Annotated in this window: 15 protein-coding genes; 6 read left to right on the forward strand and 9 right to left on the reverse strand. The window is 34.7% G+C overall.

Annotated features, from left to right (window positions below; translation table 11 throughout):
* Window positions 1–81 precede the first annotated feature (81 nt).
* The 3 genes from BUC31_RS10390 to murA all read left to right on the forward strand — a co-directional run bounded on the left by BUC31_RS10390 (window position 82) and on the right by murA (window position 2,437).
* The gene (locus BUC31_RS10390; RefSeq protein ID WP_073243924.1) at window positions 82–369 is read left to right on the forward strand and encodes a DUF493 family protein; all 288 of its coding nucleotides are present in this window, start codon (window positions 82–84) and stop codon (window positions 367–369) included.
* An 81-nt stretch (window positions 370–450) separates the two neighbouring features.
* Entirely contained in the window at window positions 451–1,113 is a 663-nt protein-coding gene (locus BUC31_RS10395) for a DUF4290 domain-containing protein (RefSeq protein WP_073243926.1), read from the forward strand.
* A 16-nt stretch (window positions 1,114–1,129) separates the two neighbouring features.
* Window positions 1,130–2,437 (forward strand): UDP-N-acetylglucosamine 1-carboxyvinyltransferase, encoded by a 1,308-nt coding sequence (murA, locus tag BUC31_RS10400; RefSeq protein ID WP_073243928.1) that lies wholly within the window; start codon window positions 1,130–1,132, stop codon window positions 2,435–2,437.
* A gap of 80 nt (window positions 2,438–2,517) precedes the next feature.
* On the opposite strand, the gene BUC31_RS10405 is transcribed toward murA, so the two are convergent.
* From BUC31_RS10405 to BUC31_RS10415, 3 genes are all read right to left on the reverse strand, one after another.
* On the reverse strand, window positions 2,518–3,516 hold the full coding sequence (locus tag BUC31_RS10405; protein WP_073243930.1) for a pirin family protein: 999 nt from the start codon (window positions 3,514–3,516) through the stop codon (window positions 2,518–2,520).
* 20 nt (window positions 3,517–3,536) lie between these two features.
* Window positions 3,537–3,980 (reverse strand): VOC family protein, encoded by a 444-nt coding sequence (locus BUC31_RS10410; protein ID WP_073243932.1) that lies wholly within the window; start codon window positions 3,978–3,980, stop codon window positions 3,537–3,539.
* A gap of 83 nt (window positions 3,981–4,063) precedes the next feature.
* Window positions 4,064–5,491 carry an amidohydrolase gene (locus tag BUC31_RS10415; RefSeq protein WP_073245883.1) on the reverse strand — a complete coding sequence of 476 codons (1,428 nt, stop codon included), beginning with the start codon at window positions 5,489–5,491 and terminating at the stop codon, window positions 4,064–4,066.
* Window positions 5,492–5,749: 258 nt separating this feature from the next.
* Here BUC31_RS10415 and BUC31_RS10420 point away from each other — a divergent pair, with 258 nt between their 5' ends.
* The gene (locus tag BUC31_RS10420; RefSeq protein ID WP_073243934.1) at window positions 5,750–6,799 is read left to right on the forward strand and encodes a DUF6340 family protein; all 1,050 of its coding nucleotides are present in this window, start codon (window positions 5,750–5,752) and stop codon (window positions 6,797–6,799) included.
* A 1-nt stretch (window position 6,800) separates the two neighbouring features.
* On the opposite strand, the gene BUC31_RS10425 is transcribed toward BUC31_RS10420, so the two are convergent.
* The 3 genes from BUC31_RS10425 to BUC31_RS10435 are packed head-to-tail and all read right to left on the reverse strand — an operon-like array spanning window position 6,801 to window position 9,299.
* A complete protein-coding gene (locus BUC31_RS10425; protein WP_073243936.1) occupies window positions 6,801–8,111 on the reverse strand; it encodes a cryptochrome/photolyase family protein in 1,311 nt (436 codons plus the stop codon).
* A complete protein-coding gene (locus BUC31_RS10430; RefSeq protein ID WP_073243938.1) occupies window positions 8,112–8,801 on the reverse strand; it encodes an SDR family NAD(P)-dependent oxidoreductase in 690 nt (229 codons plus the stop codon).
* Window positions 8,802–9,299, reverse strand: a complete 498-nt coding sequence (locus tag BUC31_RS10435) for an SRPBCC family protein (protein ID WP_073243940.1) — start codon at window positions 9,297–9,299, stop codon at window positions 8,802–8,804.
* 170 nt (window positions 9,300–9,469) lie between these two features.
* On the opposite strand from BUC31_RS10435, the gene BUC31_RS20540 reads away from it, so the two are divergent.
* Window positions 9,470–10,741 carry a hypothetical protein gene (locus BUC31_RS20540; RefSeq protein WP_084135013.1) on the forward strand — a complete coding sequence of 424 codons (1,272 nt, stop codon included), beginning with the start codon at window positions 9,470–9,472 and terminating at the stop codon, window positions 10,739–10,741.
* Between the two features lie 89 nt (window positions 10,742–10,830).
* Window positions 10,831–11,676, forward strand: a complete 846-nt coding sequence (locus BUC31_RS10445; RefSeq protein WP_073243942.1) for a DUF2911 domain-containing protein — start codon at window positions 10,831–10,833, stop codon at window positions 11,674–11,676.
* Between the two features lie 74 nt (window positions 11,677–11,750).
* On the opposite strand, the gene galK is transcribed toward BUC31_RS10445, so the two are convergent.
* From galK to BUC31_RS10460, 3 genes are all read right to left on the reverse strand, one after another.
* A complete protein-coding gene (galK, locus tag BUC31_RS10450; protein ID WP_073243944.1) occupies window positions 11,751–12,908 on the reverse strand; it encodes a galactokinase in 1,158 nt (385 codons plus the stop codon).
* A gap of 25 nt (window positions 12,909–12,933) precedes the next feature.
* Entirely contained in the window at window positions 12,934–14,670 is a 1,737-nt protein-coding gene (locus BUC31_RS10455) for a sodium:solute symporter family protein (protein WP_073243945.1), read from the reverse strand.
* A gap of 111 nt (window positions 14,671–14,781) precedes the next feature.
* Window positions 14,782–17,313, reverse strand: a complete 2,532-nt coding sequence (locus tag BUC31_RS10460) for a PIG-L family deacetylase (RefSeq protein ID WP_073243947.1) — start codon at window positions 17,311–17,313, stop codon at window positions 14,782–14,784.
* Window positions 17,314–17,369 lie beyond the last annotated feature (56 nt).

Consider the following 17,369-nt stretch of genomic DNA (forward strand, 5'->3'; position numbering starts at 1 on the left):
AATTTAGTTCGGCAAAAGTACATAAACCAACAGTATTAAAAAACTGGTTCATTACACTTATCTTTGCATAAAATACTAGTGATGGACGAAAATAACCCAGTTGAATTCTATAAGAAATTAAAGGAGCAATTAACAGAAACCTCAAAATGGCCTTCTGATTATCTGTATAAATTTATTGTTGAGACGAAAACAGATAAAATTGATAAAATAAACACCATTTTTGATAATACAGGAGCAGTTATTGATTTAAAAGAATCTAAAAATGGCAAATATACCAGTGTTTCTATAACAGTAAACTTGAAGAGCCCAGACGCTGTTATAGAAAAATATAAAAAAGTAGGTGAGATAGAGGGCGTAATATCCTTGTAAAATAGCATTTCATCTATAATTTTATTAATTTGGCATCGTTATAAGAATACTTCTCAAACACATTAAGCTAAAATTTTCAATTTGCAATTAGTAGAAAACCTAGAATATAATACCGAGCGTGAACATTTGATTATACCAGAGTATGGTCGTCATTTTCAAAAAATGGTGAACCATGCAATATCAATTGAAGACCGCGAAGAAAGAAATAAAGTAGCGCAAGCAATCATTAGCGTAATGGGAAATATACAGCCCCATTTACGCGATGTACCTGATTTTCAACATAAACTTTGGGATCAGCTGTTCATTATGTCCGATTTTAAATTGGACGTTGATTCTCCTTTTCCAATTACCTCAAAAGAGATATTAAGACAGAGACCAGAGGCTTTAGAGTATCCTCAAAACTTTCCTAAATATCGATTTTACGGTAATAATATTAAACGTATGGTTGATGTTGCCGTAGAGTGGGAGAAAGGTGATAAGCGTTCTGGTTTGGAATATGCGATTGCCAATCACATGAAAAAATGCTATTTGAATTGGAATAAAGATGTAGTTGATGATAGCGCTATTTTTAAGCATTTGTACGAATTAAGCGATGGTCGCATAGATTTAGCAGCTGAAGGCGAAAGTTTAACAGATAGCGGACAGTTTCTTAAAAATCGAGTAGCAAAAACACCGCGCTCGAATAATTCAGGAAAGAAAAATCAAAGAAATAATAATAATAACCGCAGTAAAAAGCGGTATTAAATTTCCACTTCTCTAGATGGGGACATTCAAAATTGAAGGAGGGCATCAGTTATCTGGTGAAATAACACCTCAAGGAGCAAAGAACGAAGCACTTCAAATACTTTGCGCAGTACTACTTACAGACGAAAAAGTAACAATCAATAACATTCCAGATATTGTTGATGTTAATAAACTTATAGCGCTTTTAGAAGACTTAGGTGTAAAAATTCAAAAGAAAGGTAAAGGCTCTTATAGTTTTAAGGCAGACGATATCAACTTAGAATATTTACAATCTGATCAGTTTAAACAAGATGGTAGAGGCTTAAGAGGTTCTATTATGTTGGTTGGACCATTATTGGCGCGTTTTGGTAAAGGTTATATTCCTAAACCAGGTGGTGACAAAATTGGTCGTAGACGTTTAGATACACACTTTGAAGGTTTTATAAAGTTGGGTGCTAAATTTCGCTACAACCGCGAAGAATATTTCTACGGTGTTGAAGCAGATAAGTTGAAAGGTACGTACATGTTGCTTGATGAAGCTTCCGTTACCGGAACTGCAAATATTGTTATGGCAGCGGTTTTGGCTGAAGGGCAAACTACCATTTACAATGCAGCTTGTGAACCATATTTACAGCAACTTTGTAAAATGTTGAATAGAATGGGCGCTAAAATATCTGGTGTTGGTTCTAATCTTTTGGTTATTGATGGTGTAGATAAATTAGGTGGTACGGATCACCGTATGTTACCTGATATGATTGAAATTGGTAGCTGGATCGGTTTAGCTGCTATGACTAAAAGTGAATTAACTATTAAAGATGTTAGTTGGGATGATTTAGGTCAAATACCAACAGTATTTGGTAAACTAGGTATTACCTTAGAAAGAAAAGGGGATGATATTTACATTCCTGCTCATTTAGACGGATACGAAATACAAAACTATATCGATGGTTCTATTTTAACCATTGCAGATGCACCTTGGCCAGGATTGACTCCTGATTTATTGAGCATTATTTTAGTTGTAGCTACACAATCTAGAGGAGAAGTGCTTATACATCAAAAAATGTTCGAAAGCCGTTTGTTCTTCGTAGATAAGTTGTTAGACATGGGAGCAAAAGTTATTCTTTGTGATCCGCATAGAGCTACAGTAATTGGTCATGATTTTAAATCTACTTTAAAAGCGACAACGATGACATCACCAGATATTAGAGCAGGCGTTTCATTGCTGATTGCTGCATTATCGGCAAAAGGGACTTCTACTATTCATAATATTGAACAGATAGATCGTGGTTACGAGAATATAGACGAAAGACTACGTGCAATAGGTGCTAAAATTGTTAGGGTTTAAGCATTTATTAATTAGATATAAAAAACTCCATAATTAGGTTAAGCCTTATTATGGAGTTTTTACTTTTATATCATTTGAAATTACTTTTCTATTACTGTACCATCAAGATATTTAGCAAAACGCCCTCGGTTTATTTCATGCACATGATCCGGATGCCTCCATGGCCAACCACCAAACTTCGTAGTTCTAAACTCATTCATCGCATTTTCTAATTCTTCTTCAGTATTCATTACAAACGGACCATATTTTGCTACAGGCTCGCCAATTGGTTTACCTTGTAATACAAGAATACTGGCTTCTTTTTCAGTAGCTTTCAATATGATTTCTTCTGATGCCTCTACATTAATACCATGGTTGGGAGTAATTGATTCACCAAAAATTTCTAAAGTATGCCCATCATAAAAATATATGGTTCGCGTTGAACCTTTGTTAGCTTTAGGTAATGTTATAGTGCCATTAGCTTCAATTTTTATATTCCAGATCGCTACATCGTTTTCTGTCTCTGAAGCCCAAGAATTAGGTGCAGGTTCTAATGCTTGTTTAGAACCAAAACTGCCAGCAATAATCTTTACGGTGGAATATTCTAATTTTAATACCGGAATATCTTCATGCCAAAGCATTTTAAAATGTGGGTCAACAAATTTGCTTTTAGCGGGTAGATTCAACCATATTTGAAAAAGCTCTAGCGTATTTTCTTTTTCTGTATGAATTAGCGGAAACATTTCTGAATGTTGTACTCCGCTACCGGCAGTCATCCATTGTACATCTCCTTCTCCAAATCGTCCTGCGGCACCTAATGAATCAGAGTGATCACAAAAACCTTTGTTCACAACTGTTATTGTTTCAAATCCGCGATGCGGATGTGCGGGAAATCCAGGTATCGTAGTACCGTGATACATTCTATAGCCGTCTTTAATTAGAAAATCATTTCCTAAATTTCTTCCAGCTAAAGAGTCATCAGGACCTAATTCGCCATTGCCATTAGGGTAATGGTCTAAATGATATACACAGAATAAAAAAGGATCTTGTGTTTGCCATGGAAAACCTAATTGAAATATATTTTTAATTGTGCTATTCATAATTTTAAGATTATATAAAATTAATGTTTAGCATTATTAATCTCCACCCAATTGTTTTCTGGATCTTTTAAATAAATCTGTCTTACCCCGTCAGCTCTTAAGGTTACTGTATTTTCTTTCCCTGGCCAGTCGTAATACGTGATGTTTTTTTCTTCAAGAGAAGCTATTAATTCATCTAATTTTTGGGTAGCCAAGCAAAGGTGTACACTTTTACTATGTTTCATAGCAACGCTATCTTTACCTATTAAATGTAATTGTGAGTTGGCTTGTATTACAAACCACTTAAAACCCGTTGGGGCAGAAGGGTGGGGAATCTCTTTTAAGTTCAGGACATCTTTGTAAAATGCACCTACTTTATCCAAATCCTTTACAATTACCGAGTAATGGTCATACTGAAAATCGAATGATTGTGCAGAGGCAAAAGTGCCCGTGATTAAAATGAATAATGCGATAATCTTTTTCATTGTTGTTGTTTAAGTTTGATGGTTCAAGTTACTTAAAAATGAAAGAAGCTATCTGTTAAGATAGCTTCTTTATTAATTGTGTTTTATTCTCCATCTAATGGTGGTGGACCATCGATCATTGGCTCATAAACTTCATCACCTTTTCGGGTTTTAAACTCTTCTTTCACCTTTGTAACTAATTTTGGATTTTGAAACAAGTCTAACATTGTCATACCCATTGCTTTAGATGCATGAATCATTCCTTTATGTCCAATAGACATTCCACCACAAGCAACTACTGCCCATGAATGCCAAGGTGTACCTGTAGGTGCTACAGAAACTCCTAAATTAATGTTTGGTACATTCCAACTTACATCACCAACATCTGTAGAACCACCGCCTGGGTTTTCTAATGTTTCTCTTAATGGGTGCACGGTACCATCAAAACCAACTTCTGGTTTACCGGTTGCTTTTTGAATGGCTTTACCAAAAACAGTTTCTTCTTCAGTATAGGTAATAGGACCTAATAACTCTAAATTATTTTGCATGATTTCTCCGCCAGAGCGGTTAACCAATGTTTCGTAAATACCAGATACCAACGAAATTTTATACTCAACATTCGCCATAATAGCAGCGCCTTCTGCCATAGCTTTTACACGTTCGTACGTTGGTAACATATTTGATCTTTTAGGATCTCTAACACGTACCCATAACTTAGCGTAATCTGGTACCACGTTTACAACTTGCCCACCATCTTGTATATGATAATGAATTCTAGAAGATGGTAAAATATGCTCTCTGTAATAGTTGATACCTGTAGTATATAATTCTAAAGCATCAGATGCGCTACGACCGTTCCAAGGATCCATAGAGGCATGTGCTGCCTGACCATAAAACTCTACTACAAAATCAATAAGTGATAAACCGCTTTGTACATCTGCTTCAATACCTGCACCTGGGTGCCAGCTAACGTTGACGTCTACATCATCCCATAATCCAGCTTTTACCATCCAAACTTTTGCAAAGTATTTTTCTTCCGCTGGTGTGCCTAAGAATTTTACGGTTCCTTTTATTTTACCAGTATCCATTAGTTCTTTAATCGCAATTGCAGAGCCAAGACTTGCAGTACCAAACATGTTGTGTCCGCAACCATGACCTGCAGCACCTTCTTTAAAAGGTTCTTTTACGGGTGACGTTTTTTGAGAAATTCCAGGTAGAGCATCAAACTCACCCAAAATACTTATTACAGGGCTACCAGAACCATAAGTTGCAGTGAAGGCTGTTGGTATATCGGCAACGCCCCTAGTAACAGTTAATCCGTTCTTTTCGGCATAATCAGCCAAAATTCTTGAAGATTCTGTTTCATCAAAAGCAGTTTCGGCCAGTGCCCAGATAGAATCACTAATTTTAATAAGCTCTTCTTTATGTTTTTCGACAGAAGCGATGATTAGGTTTTTGTCTTTGCTCATTTTCTGAGAAAAAACTGAAGCACTCATGCACAAGCAGAGCGCCAATAATAATGTTTTTTTCATATTAGTTGTTTTGGTTGTTAGTCTTCTAATCATTAGTAGTGTTAAACCTTAGATTAAAGTCCTAGTAAATATACCAAAATAAAACGCTACATATAACTTGGTAAATGTGGGTTCTAATTGCGTATATCGAAGATTGACTCATTTTTAATGAATTATTTTGGATTCAAAAATTAAGAGTGCAATCACTTGAAAATAATATAATTTAATGCCTCATTTTTCGTTATTACATAAATCTCAAAGTTTTCAAAATTTCGAATTATGAAAAATCTAGCCTATAAAGTACTCTTGACCTCTGCATTTTTTTCAGTTATGGCGTGTAGTTCTACCAATAGAATGACCATGGGTATTACCCAACCAGCCGAAGTGCCAATACCAAATGATGTAATTAATATAGGTATAGTAAATAGAAGCAGTGCATCTGAAAACAACAAGGTTGTAGATAATATAGATAAGATTTTATCCTTAGAGGGACTTAATTTGGATAAAGAAGGCGCTCAAAATGCTGTAACGGGACTCAAATATGAATTAGAACGTAGTAATCGATTTGATGCTGTTAAGATAATTGATAATCAAAAAGATATAGAAAAAGGATTAAGCATTTTTCCATCAGAAATCTCTTGGGAGATTGTTGATAGAATTTGTAAGGATAATGATGTGGACGTACTATTTTCATTAGAGTTTTATGACACTGATACGGCTGTTGATTATGAATTAACTACAGTCAAAATACCTAATAATTTGGGTATCGATGCAAATGTACCGGGTCATAGAATTAAACTGAATACGGCTATTAAAAACGGATGGAGAATCTATGACCCGTCTAATAGAACAATTATAGATGAGTACGTTTCTAACGACAGACTATTTTCTTCGGGAGAGGGAATTAATCCTGTAAAGGCATTAGAGGCTGTGATTGGTAGAAAAGAGGCTGTTCTAAGTGTGAGTTCTAAATTAGGTGCAAACTATGCGCTTTTTACAAGACCTGAAAAAATTCGTATTGCTAGAGATTATTTTATAAAAGGAAGTACTAATTTAGAAATTGCTGATAGACGGGCAAAAGCGGGTGACTGGGATGGTGCTGCAGACTTATGGAATGCCGATCTAAATAATGCTAAAAGTAAAGTTGCAGGTAGAGCATATTACAATATGGCAATTAGTAATGAAATTAACGGCAACCTAAATAAGGCTATAGAATATGCTTCTAAAGCCTATACAGATTACGAAAATAAAGATGCTTTACGTTATGTAAATATGCTAAAAAGAAGAGTTGTTAATCAGCAAGAACTAAATCGTCAATTGGCGAAATAGTTTAGCTAACCGCTTCCTTATATGTTGATAAACAGCGTTCTCTAGCCATTTTGTGGTCAACCATTTTTTCTGGGTATTTGTCAGTGCCAAATTCTTTAATCCAGGTTTTTATGTATTTTTTGTTTTTGTCGAACTTATCTACTTGTGTCATTGGGTTAAATATTCTAAAATAAGGTGCAGCATCTACACCGCTGCCTGCTGCCCACTGCCAATTGCCAACGTTTGAACTCATTTCATAATCTAGTAGCTTTTCGGCAAAATAAGTTTCTCCCCAACGCCAATCTATTAAAAGATGTTTGCACAGAAAGCTAGCTACCAGCATACGTACACGATTATGCATGTGACCTGTCTCATTTAGTTCGCGCATACCGGCATCAACCAAAAGATATCCTGTGGTACCAGTTTTCCATTTTTCGAATTCATCTTCATTATTTCGCCATTCTATACGATCGTATTTAGATCTAAAAGCGTTATTTACAGTATGTGGAAAGTGGTAAAGAATAGTCATGAAAAATTCTCTCCATATCAATTCGCTCCAAAAAATCTTATTATTTTCGGCAATGGCTTTTTTCATCATCTTACGAACCGATACGGTACCAAAGCGTAAATGCGGACCTAAGTGAGATGTTCCATTCTCTATTGCTGGAAAATTACGTGTGTCTTCATAATTATCTATTAGAGTAGGGGTAACATCATAATTGGGAACAGCTATTTTTGATTTCTCAAAACCGATATCGCTCAATGATAAATTTGGTAATCGAGAGTTTTTAATCAAATTAGCCAAATACTGATTAGTATAGTGAATAACCAAATCTTTATCAGCACTAAAATGCTCTTGCCATTTATTCTTATAAGGTGTGTAGACTACATATGGGTCTCCGTCACCCTTAACGATTTCTGATTTTTCAAAAATAACTTGGTCTTTGAATGTTTTAAATTCAATGGATTTTTCCTTTAAAAAACTTGCTACCTTTTCATCTCTTTCTTTTGCATATGGCTCATAATCTCTATTGGTGAATACGGTCATTACCTCGTATTCTTGGGTAAGACTTTTTAAAATATCTATAGGTTTCCCAAAATACATAGCTAAAGAACTATCATGCTCTTCTTGTAATTGATTTCGCATGTTCTGCAGGGTCTCATGTATAAATGTTAGCCTTGCATCATCTTTCGGTAATTTTGAAAGAATTTCTTTATCAAATATAAAAATGGGCAATACTGGGTGGTCGCTTTTTAAAGCTTCAAGAAAACCGACGTTGTCGTCTAATCTTAAATCTCTTCTAAACCAAAATATAGATACTTTTTTAGACATTTAGTTGATGTTTAAAGTTGAGAGTCCACCATCTACACCAATAATCTGTCCGGTCATCCATGTACTTTTATCACTTAAAAGAAAGACTGCTGCATTTGCAATATCTTCAGGATTTCCTACTCTTTTTAACGGGTGACGTTCACTCATCATTTCACGTTTTTTATCATTGTTCAACAGTCGTTTTGCTAATGGTGTATCAACCAAAGATGGTGCTATTACATTAACCCGTACTTTAGGTGCATACTCTGCCGCCATAGATTTTGCAAAACCTTCAATAGCTCCTTTAGCAGCAGCTACACTAGTATGAAACGGCATACCTGTACCTACTGCAATAGTACTAAAAAAGACCATACTTGACCCTTCGTTCATCAATGAAATTATCTCTTTAACTATTTTAACCATAGCAAAGAAATTAAGCTCCATGTCATCTTTAATGGTGTCTAATGACATCATTTTAAATGGTTTTAGATTTATACTACCTGGGCAATAAGCAAATCCATCAAGTTTTTCAGGTAGTTGAGAAACATCAAGTTCATCAGTGGTAACATCGAATTTGATATGAGTTATATTTTTATGTTGCAATTCTTCATCTGTTCTCGATGCAACAAATACGTTATGCGTTTCTTGTAATTCTTTAACCATAGAAAGCCCAATACCATGAGACCCACCAATTAATAATATATTTTTCATTTAAAATGATTTAAGTTGAAGTTCATTAGGGATGGAATCTACAGTACCGAAAAGCTCTTTCAATTTGTCTTCTCTGAACTTAAATATTTCCATCAACTGTTTTTTTACGATAATAGGGTGTGCTAACTGACCTAAAATTCCGAAAGGAATTTTATAATCTATAATATCTTCCATAATAACACCTTCATCTATTTCATTGATAAAGTGCTTATGGTGCCAAAGTGCATATGGTCCAAATCTTTGTTCATCTACAAAATAATTGCCTTGATCTACGTGGGTTATTTCAGTTACCCATTTTGTAGTATACCCAGGAAAGGGGGATACTTTATATTGTATAATCTGCCCGGGAAACATTTCTCTATCTGCTCCTGAAAGAATATTGAAACCCATATGCTCAGGAGTAATGACCTTCAAATTTGCTGGGTCAGATAAAAACTCCCACGCTTGTTTTTTGCCAATAGGCAAGGCTTGTTTTGAATGTAATTGATATAATTTCATGTAAGCACATTTAGTAAAGATAGACACTTAAATGTCTAACAATATTCAAAAATAGTTAAACAATATTTAAAATGCTTTGTTATATCCTTAAAAATTAACTTTATCGATTAAATTGAATTTAGGTCACTTAAATACAGGTGATTAACATTATTCTAGCTTATTTTGCAACAATGAAACTTTTTGTTCAACAGTTGGGGCTTATTATTATATTCATTTGTACAGCAGCTTTAGCTGCGCAAGAGAATGTGCAAACTGTTGGCGAACTGCCTAATGATGTATTTGAAACATCTGGATTGATATACTTTAATGGCAATTTTATAACCCATAATGATTCTGGTAACGAAGCCGTACTTTATGAGTTGGATACATTGACGCTTTCTATACAAAGAAGAGTAAATGTTACTAATATATCAAATATTGATTGGGAGGCGATTTCTCAAGATGATGAGTATATCTACATTGGTGATTTTGGAAATAATGTGGGTACAAGAACAGACTTAGCTGTTCATAGAATTTTAAAAGAAGATTATCTAAGCTCTAATACCGTCTCAGCAACTACTATAAACTTTTCTTACGAAGATCAGCAAGAATTCGAAAATAATGGAAATAGTGATTGGGATGCAGAAGCATTTTTTGTTATCGATGATAGAATAGTGGTGTTGACTAAGCAATGGCAATCTCTAGGGTCAGTGGCTTATGAATTTTCTAAGTTTCCAGGAACGTACGCGGCAAATAACGTAGGGACAATTGAGGATGTCGGTTTAATTACCGACGCAACTTATGATGCTGAATCTAACAGGTTGGTTGTAATTGGGTATTCTTCGATTTTGAGTCCGTTTGTAGGTGTAGTAGAACATTTAAATTTCAATGCTGTTTTTGAAGGATACGCACAACAATCTTTAGGACTTAATTTTATTCAAGCGGAAGGACTAACGCAAACTAGTTCAAGTAGTTATTTCTTTTCATCAGAATATTATTCTAGACAAACTCCAACTATTGAATCACCATCACGATTATTTTCTTTTCAGATATCAGATATTGCGCCAGAGGAGCCAGAGCAACCTGAAAACCCAGAAGAACCACAAAATCCCGAAGAACCAGAGAACCCTGAGGAACCTGAAACTCCAAACGAGCCAGAAAATCCTGAGGAAACTGAAAATCCTGAAAGTCCATCATTAACTGTAATTCCGGAGAATTCTAATGAAGAGGATAAATTGATTATCTACAGAGATAGCTCTTCAAACCTTTACCATTATTCTATTGCTACAGATAAAACAGTTTTCGGACAGGTTATTTATGATTTATCAGGAAAGGAAGTATGGCAGAAATCAGGTGAAATCAGTAAAAAGGGCATCATCTCTCACCATTTAGAATCTTCAATATATTATTTGGCGTTGTTTTTAGAAAATGGTGTAATTGCAACATCTTTTGCTGTTTATTAATAAAGAGCTTAGTATTTAAGAATTTGTTAACATTTCAACCTCTCCTTTATAAGTAGTTTTGCGATAAATAACTAATCAGCAAAATAATCATGAACAAAGTAGTACTATTTTTATTGGCAATTGTAGCTTCCTTAACTGTTGAGGCACAAATAAATACACCAGCACCAAGTCCGGCAGCTAAATTAATGCAGACCGTAGGTTTAACAGAAGTAAGTATTAACTATTCTAGACCTTCTATGAGAGGTAGAAAAGTATTTGGCAACCTTGTACCTTTTGATAAATTATGGAGAACAGGAGCAAACGGATACACTTTAGTAACTTTTGACTCTGACGTAACTATTGCAGGTAAAGAAGTTAAAGCAGGAACATATTCTATTTTTACTAAACCAGGAGCTTCTAATTGGGAAGTTTTTATCTATACTGATACTGTAGGTGGTGGTACACCAAGTAATTGGGAAGAAAGTAAAGTAGTTGCGAAGTTATCTGTACCGGTTTACAAAATTGAAATGCCTGTAGAAACTTTTACGATCACTTTTGATGATGTAACTTCTAAAGGAGCAAATATTGGTATCATTTGGGAAAACACTTATGTAGCAATTCCTTTTACTGTTGGTACAGATGCTACTGTAATGAGCAGTATTGATAAAGCTCTAAACGGACCAACTGCTGAAGATTACTATGCTGCTGCAGTATACTATTCTAGTGAAGGTAAGGACATTAAGAAAGCTAAAGAATGGATGGACAAGGCGATGTCAATGACTGATAAGCCTGCATTTTGGCAATTAAGACAACAGTCTTTAATTTTAGCAAAAGCAGGTGATAAAAAAGGAGCTATCGAAGCTGCTAAAAAATCATTAACAGGTGCTACTGCAGCTGGTAATAATGATTACATTAAAATGAACAACGAGTCTATTAAAGAATGGAGTTCTAAATAATTAGAATTTCTATAAAACTTAAAAAGTCCGTGTTGTAAAACACGGACTTTTTTTATGGAATATAATTTTCAATTTTATTCAAATACTTTTACGCCGTCATCAATAGCCAAATGGTAGTATTCGGCATCGATACCAGTTTGTTCTTTATATTGTTCTAGTAAAGATTTTATACTTGTATCTAGTTTTTCTGTCTTCATTAAATTAATTGTGCAACCACCAAAGCCGCCACCCATCATTCTAGAGCCAAGCACACCATCTAACCTTTCACCAATTTTAACCAAAGTGTCTAATTCGCTTGTGGTTATTTCGTATTGTGTAGACATAGCCCAATGACCTTCTTTAAGTACAGCACCAACGGTAATAGCATCACCAGCAGATAAAACCTTGATCATTTTACGAACACGATTATTTTCTTCGATAATATAATTTGCGCGCTTAACATCGATAGCATCAGCAAGGTTGGCAACTTGTTGTAAATCTTCTAGCGTAACATCGCGTAATGAAGTAATTTCAGGTCTATATTTCTGTACCTCTTTTACAATATTCTCGCATGATACCCTACGCTTATTGTATTCAGAATCAACGGCTAAATTGTGCTTTATATTAGAATTCACCAATACCCAACTATAGCCATCTAGATTAATGGGAATGTAGTTATGACTTAAATCTTTACAGTCTAAGAAAAATGCATTTCCCTTTTTTCCAAAGAGTACGGCATATTGATCCATTAATCCGCAATTGAGTCCAATTTTATGTTCCGCCTCTTGTGCTATTAAAGCAATTTCTTCTCTTGAAATCTCTTTTCGTGATACTTTAGTCAGGGCGTAAATAAAACCGCAACACAATGCGGCAGAAGAAGAGAGGCCTGATCCAATGGGAATATCTCCACCAAAAACACAATCCATTCCTTTTAAAGGATAGTTTTTAGCGACTAAAATTTCAATAATAGCCTTAAAATAGTTACCCCAGAAAGATTCAAATTTTTTATGTGCGCCATTTAATTGAAATACAATACGTTCTGGCTGGGTTAAAAAAGTTTCGATTTGAATACTATTTAGGTCATTGCCCGAAACAGCAAAATAAATCCCTTTTTCTATTGAAGCAGGTAATACCAAACCTTCATTATAATCAGTATGCTCACCAATTATATTAATTCGCCCAGGAGCTTTAATAAGAGTAGGTATAGTCTTGTAATGTTCAATAAAATAGGACGTAATTTGCTTATCTACCATTAGTGTTTTATAAAAATCTATTGTCTTACGTTGTAGGTAAAGGCTTTTTTAGCATTCGGTCAAAGGCTTCAAATATAAACGATATTACTATTACCAATGCCGCACCAAAAAAGTTAAGCCATAGATATCCTAATTTTTCTTGACCTGAAGGGTAAATATGAATCAGGTAGTAATAAATAATACAAATGATAACTTGTGTAACTACGGCAGCAAAGAAAACGGCATTACCTTTTATAAACTTAAAGAAAAAAGCGATTAAAAATATACCTAAAACATTGCCATAGAAAATACTACCAATGATATTTACTAATTGAATTAAATTATCAAATAGGTTTGCTACGCAGGCAATTAAAATGGCTACAATTCCCCAAATTAAAGTAAAGAATTTAGAAGCTTTTACATAATGCTCTTCTGAAAGATTTTCAGTTGCTCTATTACGTTTATATAAATCTAAAGCGGTAATTGTACCTAGTGCATTTAATTCTGAGGCTGTTGATGACATCGCTGCAGATAAAATTACGGCTAATAGTAGCCCCACTAAGCCTGTGGGTAAGTTATTAAGTATGAAATGTATAAAGACATAATCTTTATCATTGGTTTCAACCGCATCATTTGCCTGACTTATTAAAGACTTTGCAGCTATACGATTGGTGCTATCTTTTTGATTAATACGTATAATTTGTTTTTTAGCTTCTTCAACTGCGGTATATTCTTTTATTTCTAAAGCTGCCGAAAACTTGTTTTGAGCAATTCTTTTTTCTGCTTCTAGCGCTACTTGTCCTTCTTGAAGTAGCCTATAATCTTCGGCATAACTTGACTCCATTACTGCTTGTGTTGCAGACGGATTAAAATTTAATGGTGACGGATTGTATTGGTAGAATACAAATACCATAACACCCACTAAAAGAATAAAGAACTGCATTGGTATTTTAAGAACAGCATTGAAAATAAGACCTAGTTGACTTTCTCTTACAGATTTACCAGATAAATAACGCTGTACCTGACTTTGGTCTGTACCAAAGTACGCTAAGAAAAGAAAAAGTCCGCCTGTAATACCGCTCCAGAAAGTATATCTACTGGAAGTATCTAAATCAAAATTCAGTATTTCTAATTTATTACTGGCACCAGCAATTTTCATGGCTTTGCTAAAGGTAATATCAGAAGGTAAGTATCCTAATATAAAAAAGAAGGTGATAAACATACCTGTCATGATAATGAACATCTGCTGTTTTTGAGTAACGCTAACGGCTTTTGTTCCACCGGACACGGTGTATATAATTACTAGCGTACCAAGAATAACATTTAATGTGCGTAGATCCCAACCTAGTACGGCAGATAAAATGATTGATGGAGCAAATATAGTAATACCTGCAGCTAGACCTCTTTGAATCAAAAACAGTACTGCGGCTAAAGAACGGGTTTTAAGATCGAACCTACCTTCTAAAAATTCATAGGCAGTGTAAACCTTCATTTTATGGTATAGTGGTATAAATACCATACAAATGATAATCATGGCTAAAGGTAGACCAAAATAGAACTGAACAAAGCCCATACCGTCATGAAAGGCTTGACCCGGAGTAGATAAGAAGGTTATTGCACTGGCTTGAGTAGCCATTACTGATAAACCTATTGTCCACCATTTAGAATCATTACCACCACGAACGTAGTCATCTACGTTCTTACTTCCTTTGGTTTTCCAAACTCCGTATATTACTATAAAGAGAAGTGTGCCAATAAGAATAATCCAATCTAATCCTCCCATATTAATTGAATGAAGTCATTACGTAATAGAAAATAAGAACATATATAAGATTGAGCACTAATACAATGGTGTACTCTTTTTTCCAAGTTTTATTTTCATCCCGTTCGTTGCTCATCCTTTGATTTTGGCTTTTGTTTCAACTTTATCTTTTCCTACAGAAAGCATATTAGAAAATAATTTGTAAGCTCCAGGAACACCAGCCGGTAATTCTCTAAAAAAGCTCAGTCCGGTATAAATATAGTTTCCCTTTCCATACGGGGCAATTAAAAGGCTACCTTTTGTTGATTCTTCACCTTCGTCATGCATTTCTAAAACAGGTATAAATTCTGCGCTCCATTTATTCGGGAAGTATAATCCTCGTTCTTGAACCCAACCGTCAAAATCACTCTTGCTAATATCATTGGGAAAATGTACGAGTGAATTATCTTTTGCTATTATTTCTACATCAGAATTCTCATTCGTTACTCGGTCTCTTGAAATTTCTATGTCGTAAGGTGCTATATTTTCGAATTGAGAACCCCATCTACTTGCAGTGTTATATTGCACAATTACTGTACCACCATTTTTGGCGTAATCTAGAATAAATCGTTGTTTAAATTTTAACTCATCTACTACGTTATATGCTCTAATACCTAAAACTACAGCATCATATTTTTTTAATGATTCTTTTGTAATAGTATTAGGGTCAATTAGTTGAACATTGTATCCTATTTGTTCTAAACTCGTAGGTACTTCATCACCGGCACCCATAATATAACCAATGTTTTCTCCTGCTTTTTGAATGTTTAATCGGACTACTTTGGTTTCTGAAGGAAGTAAAATAGTTTGCGTGGGTACATGATCATAAGCAATAGTTACCATCTCTTTGGTAATTTCTTTACCGTTCAGTTTTATAATAGGGGAGATGCTACTTTCGTTTTCCGTAGCCGGCGGAGTCAATGTAAAATATACTGTTTGCTCATCACCTTTTTTGATGATTGAGAACGGTTGCGATTTTTTATCTACTTGCCACCCTGTGCCATATTTTAATTCTACAGTACCTGAGATACTGTCTTTATGTGCTTTAATAGTAACCGGAATTCTTTTTTCTGATGCATCGGCAAATATCAATACCTTATCTGAAAAGCTTGCAGTTGCTTCTGGTACCACTTCAAAAGGCTGATAAATTTCTCCTTTATCGGGTTTTGCATATTTATAAACGACAGGTTTGGTAATAGAAATTAAAACACCGTTTATGTTCAAATTAAAAATAGCATTAAATGCACGTGGTGATTCTGGTTTTCCTATTAAGTTAGTATTCTTAACAGTGTATGTGCCTAAAGTTCCTTTTTCCATTAGCCAATACGGACTAGTAAAATCTGTGGAAGACGGAATATTTAATTCAACTTTATTTTCAAACAATTCATTATTGCTTAAAACAATATTATCAATGTTACTATTCTGATTATTTAGAAATATCGATTTCAATTCAATGTTAATATCACTTCTATTTAGTGCTTGAATTTGAACATCGACCGTTTGACTAGGATTTGTATACCCCGTTTTTGTAAAAGCTTCTAAATGCAGTCCAGTAACAGCTGAAATTATAGTGGTTAATTCTGATGTTTTTAAATTTTTCCAATGTTCATCAGATACGTTTTGTAATAGCTGATACGCTTCAAGCAATTTTGGCAAATGTAACGTAGGATCTTTGAAATTGAAATTATCCTGTACATCGTAAAGAATTTCACCTATTGCATTTCCTCCATCAATTCTGGACCAACTAGTATCAATACCATCAAAAAGGTTTGACTTGTCTTTTGGCAAATCACCTTTTAATAATTCAACGTATTCATCTTCTGTGCCTCTAGAACTTAATCTTCCAAAACCTTGGCATAAGTGCTGACTGCTAGCTAATGAAGCTATTTCGTTGTTAGACATGCCTAACATAGGGTAGTAGGTGCCTACATCCATATTTAACATGTTAGACTTATCTGCTTTTTTAAATTTTTCTTCGCTACCATAAAACCACCACGAAGTATTAAAAAATAATCGTTTTGGTTGCCAAGTATTTGTTGATGATAATTGCTCTGGGTAAGCATTTTTATCATTTGCTAGGTCAAATGCCTCGAAACTTAACATTGCCGAAGAGGTATGATGACCATGTGTAGTACCAGGAGTTCTGTGGTCAAATCTATTGATAATTACATCTGGCTTAAATTTACGTATGGTTCTTACTACATCGCCAAGAATAGATTCTTTATTCCAAATTTCTAGAGTTTCACTTGGTTGTTTTGAATATCCAAAATCATTAGCGCGACTAAAAAATTGTTCGCCACCATCAACTCTTCTAGCTGCAAGTAATTCTTGGGTTCGTAGCACGCCCAAAAGTTCTCGTAATTCTGGACCAATTAAATTCTGACCTCCATCACCTCTGGTAAGTGACAAATAACCTGTTCTTGCCTTAACATCGTTAGATAGGTATGATATTAAACGCGTGTTTTCATCATCTGGGTGTGCCGCTATATAAAGTGCGGTACCTAAAAAATTAAGCTTTTCAATAGCGTGGTAAATGTCTGTTGCAGATCTATTTTTGGGGGTTTGGGCTTTCAGGGTACCGAGTACAAAGATACTGCAGGTTATTAACCCTAATAAATATCGCATTTCAAGTTGGTTTTGGTAGTAATTTCAAATATAATAAGATTAGTACCTAAGCTCGC

Source organism: Maribacter aquivivus (assembly GCF_900142175.1).
GTDB lineage: Bacteria > Bacteroidota > Bacteroidia > Flavobacteriales > Flavobacteriaceae > Maribacter > Maribacter aquivivus.

What these genes read in the sequence shown, in the direction of transcription:
- BUC31_RS10415 (WP_073245883.1), bottom strand. Translation starts at nt 5,491, where the DNA reads ATGAAAAAAACATTATTATTGGCGCTCTGCTTGTGCATGAGTGCTTCA.
- BUC31_RS10435 (WP_073243940.1), bottom strand. Translation starts at nt 9,299, where the DNA reads ATGAAATTATATCAATTACATTCAAAACAAGCCTTGCCTATTGGCAAA.
- BUC31_RS20540 (WP_084135013.1), top strand. Translation starts at nt 9,470, where the DNA reads ATGAAACTTTTTGTTCAACAGTTGGGGCTTATTATTATATTCATTTGT.
- BUC31_RS10420 (WP_073243934.1), top strand. Translation starts at nt 5,750, where the DNA reads ATGAAAAATCTAGCCTATAAAGTACTCTTGACCTCTGCATTTTTTTCA.
- BUC31_RS10455 (WP_073243945.1), bottom strand. Translation starts at nt 14,670, where the DNA reads ATGGGAGGATTAGATTGGATTATTCTTATTGGCACACTTCTCTTTATA.
- BUC31_RS10460 (WP_073243947.1), bottom strand. Translation starts at nt 17,313, where the DNA reads ATGCGATATTTATTAGGGTTAATAACCTGCAGTATCTTTGTACTCGGT.
- BUC31_RS10430 (WP_073243938.1), bottom strand. Translation starts at nt 8,801, where the DNA reads ATGAAAAATATATTATTAATTGGTGGGTCTCATGGTATTGGGCTTTCT.
- BUC31_RS10425 (WP_073243936.1), bottom strand. Translation starts at nt 8,111, where the DNA reads ATGTCTAAAAAAGTATCTATATTTTGGTTTAGAAGAGATTTAAGATTA.
- BUC31_RS10390 (WP_073243924.1), top strand. Translation starts at nt 82, where the DNA reads ATGGACGAAAATAACCCAGTTGAATTCTATAAGAAATTAAAGGAGCAA.
- murA (WP_073243928.1), top strand. Translation starts at nt 1,130, where the DNA reads ATGGGGACATTCAAAATTGAAGGAGGGCATCAGTTATCTGGTGAAATA.
- galK (WP_073243944.1), bottom strand. Translation starts at nt 12,908, where the DNA reads ATGGTAGATAAGCAAATTACGTCCTATTTTATTGAACATTACAAGACT.
- BUC31_RS10410 (WP_073243932.1), bottom strand. Translation starts at nt 3,980, where the DNA reads ATGAAAAAGATTATCGCATTATTCATTTTAATCACGGGCACTTTTGCC.
- BUC31_RS10445 (WP_073243942.1), top strand. Translation starts at nt 10,831, where the DNA reads ATGAACAAAGTAGTACTATTTTTATTGGCAATTGTAGCTTCCTTAACT.
- BUC31_RS10405 (WP_073243930.1), bottom strand. Translation starts at nt 3,516, where the DNA reads ATGAATAGCACAATTAAAAATATATTTCAATTAGGTTTTCCATGGCAA.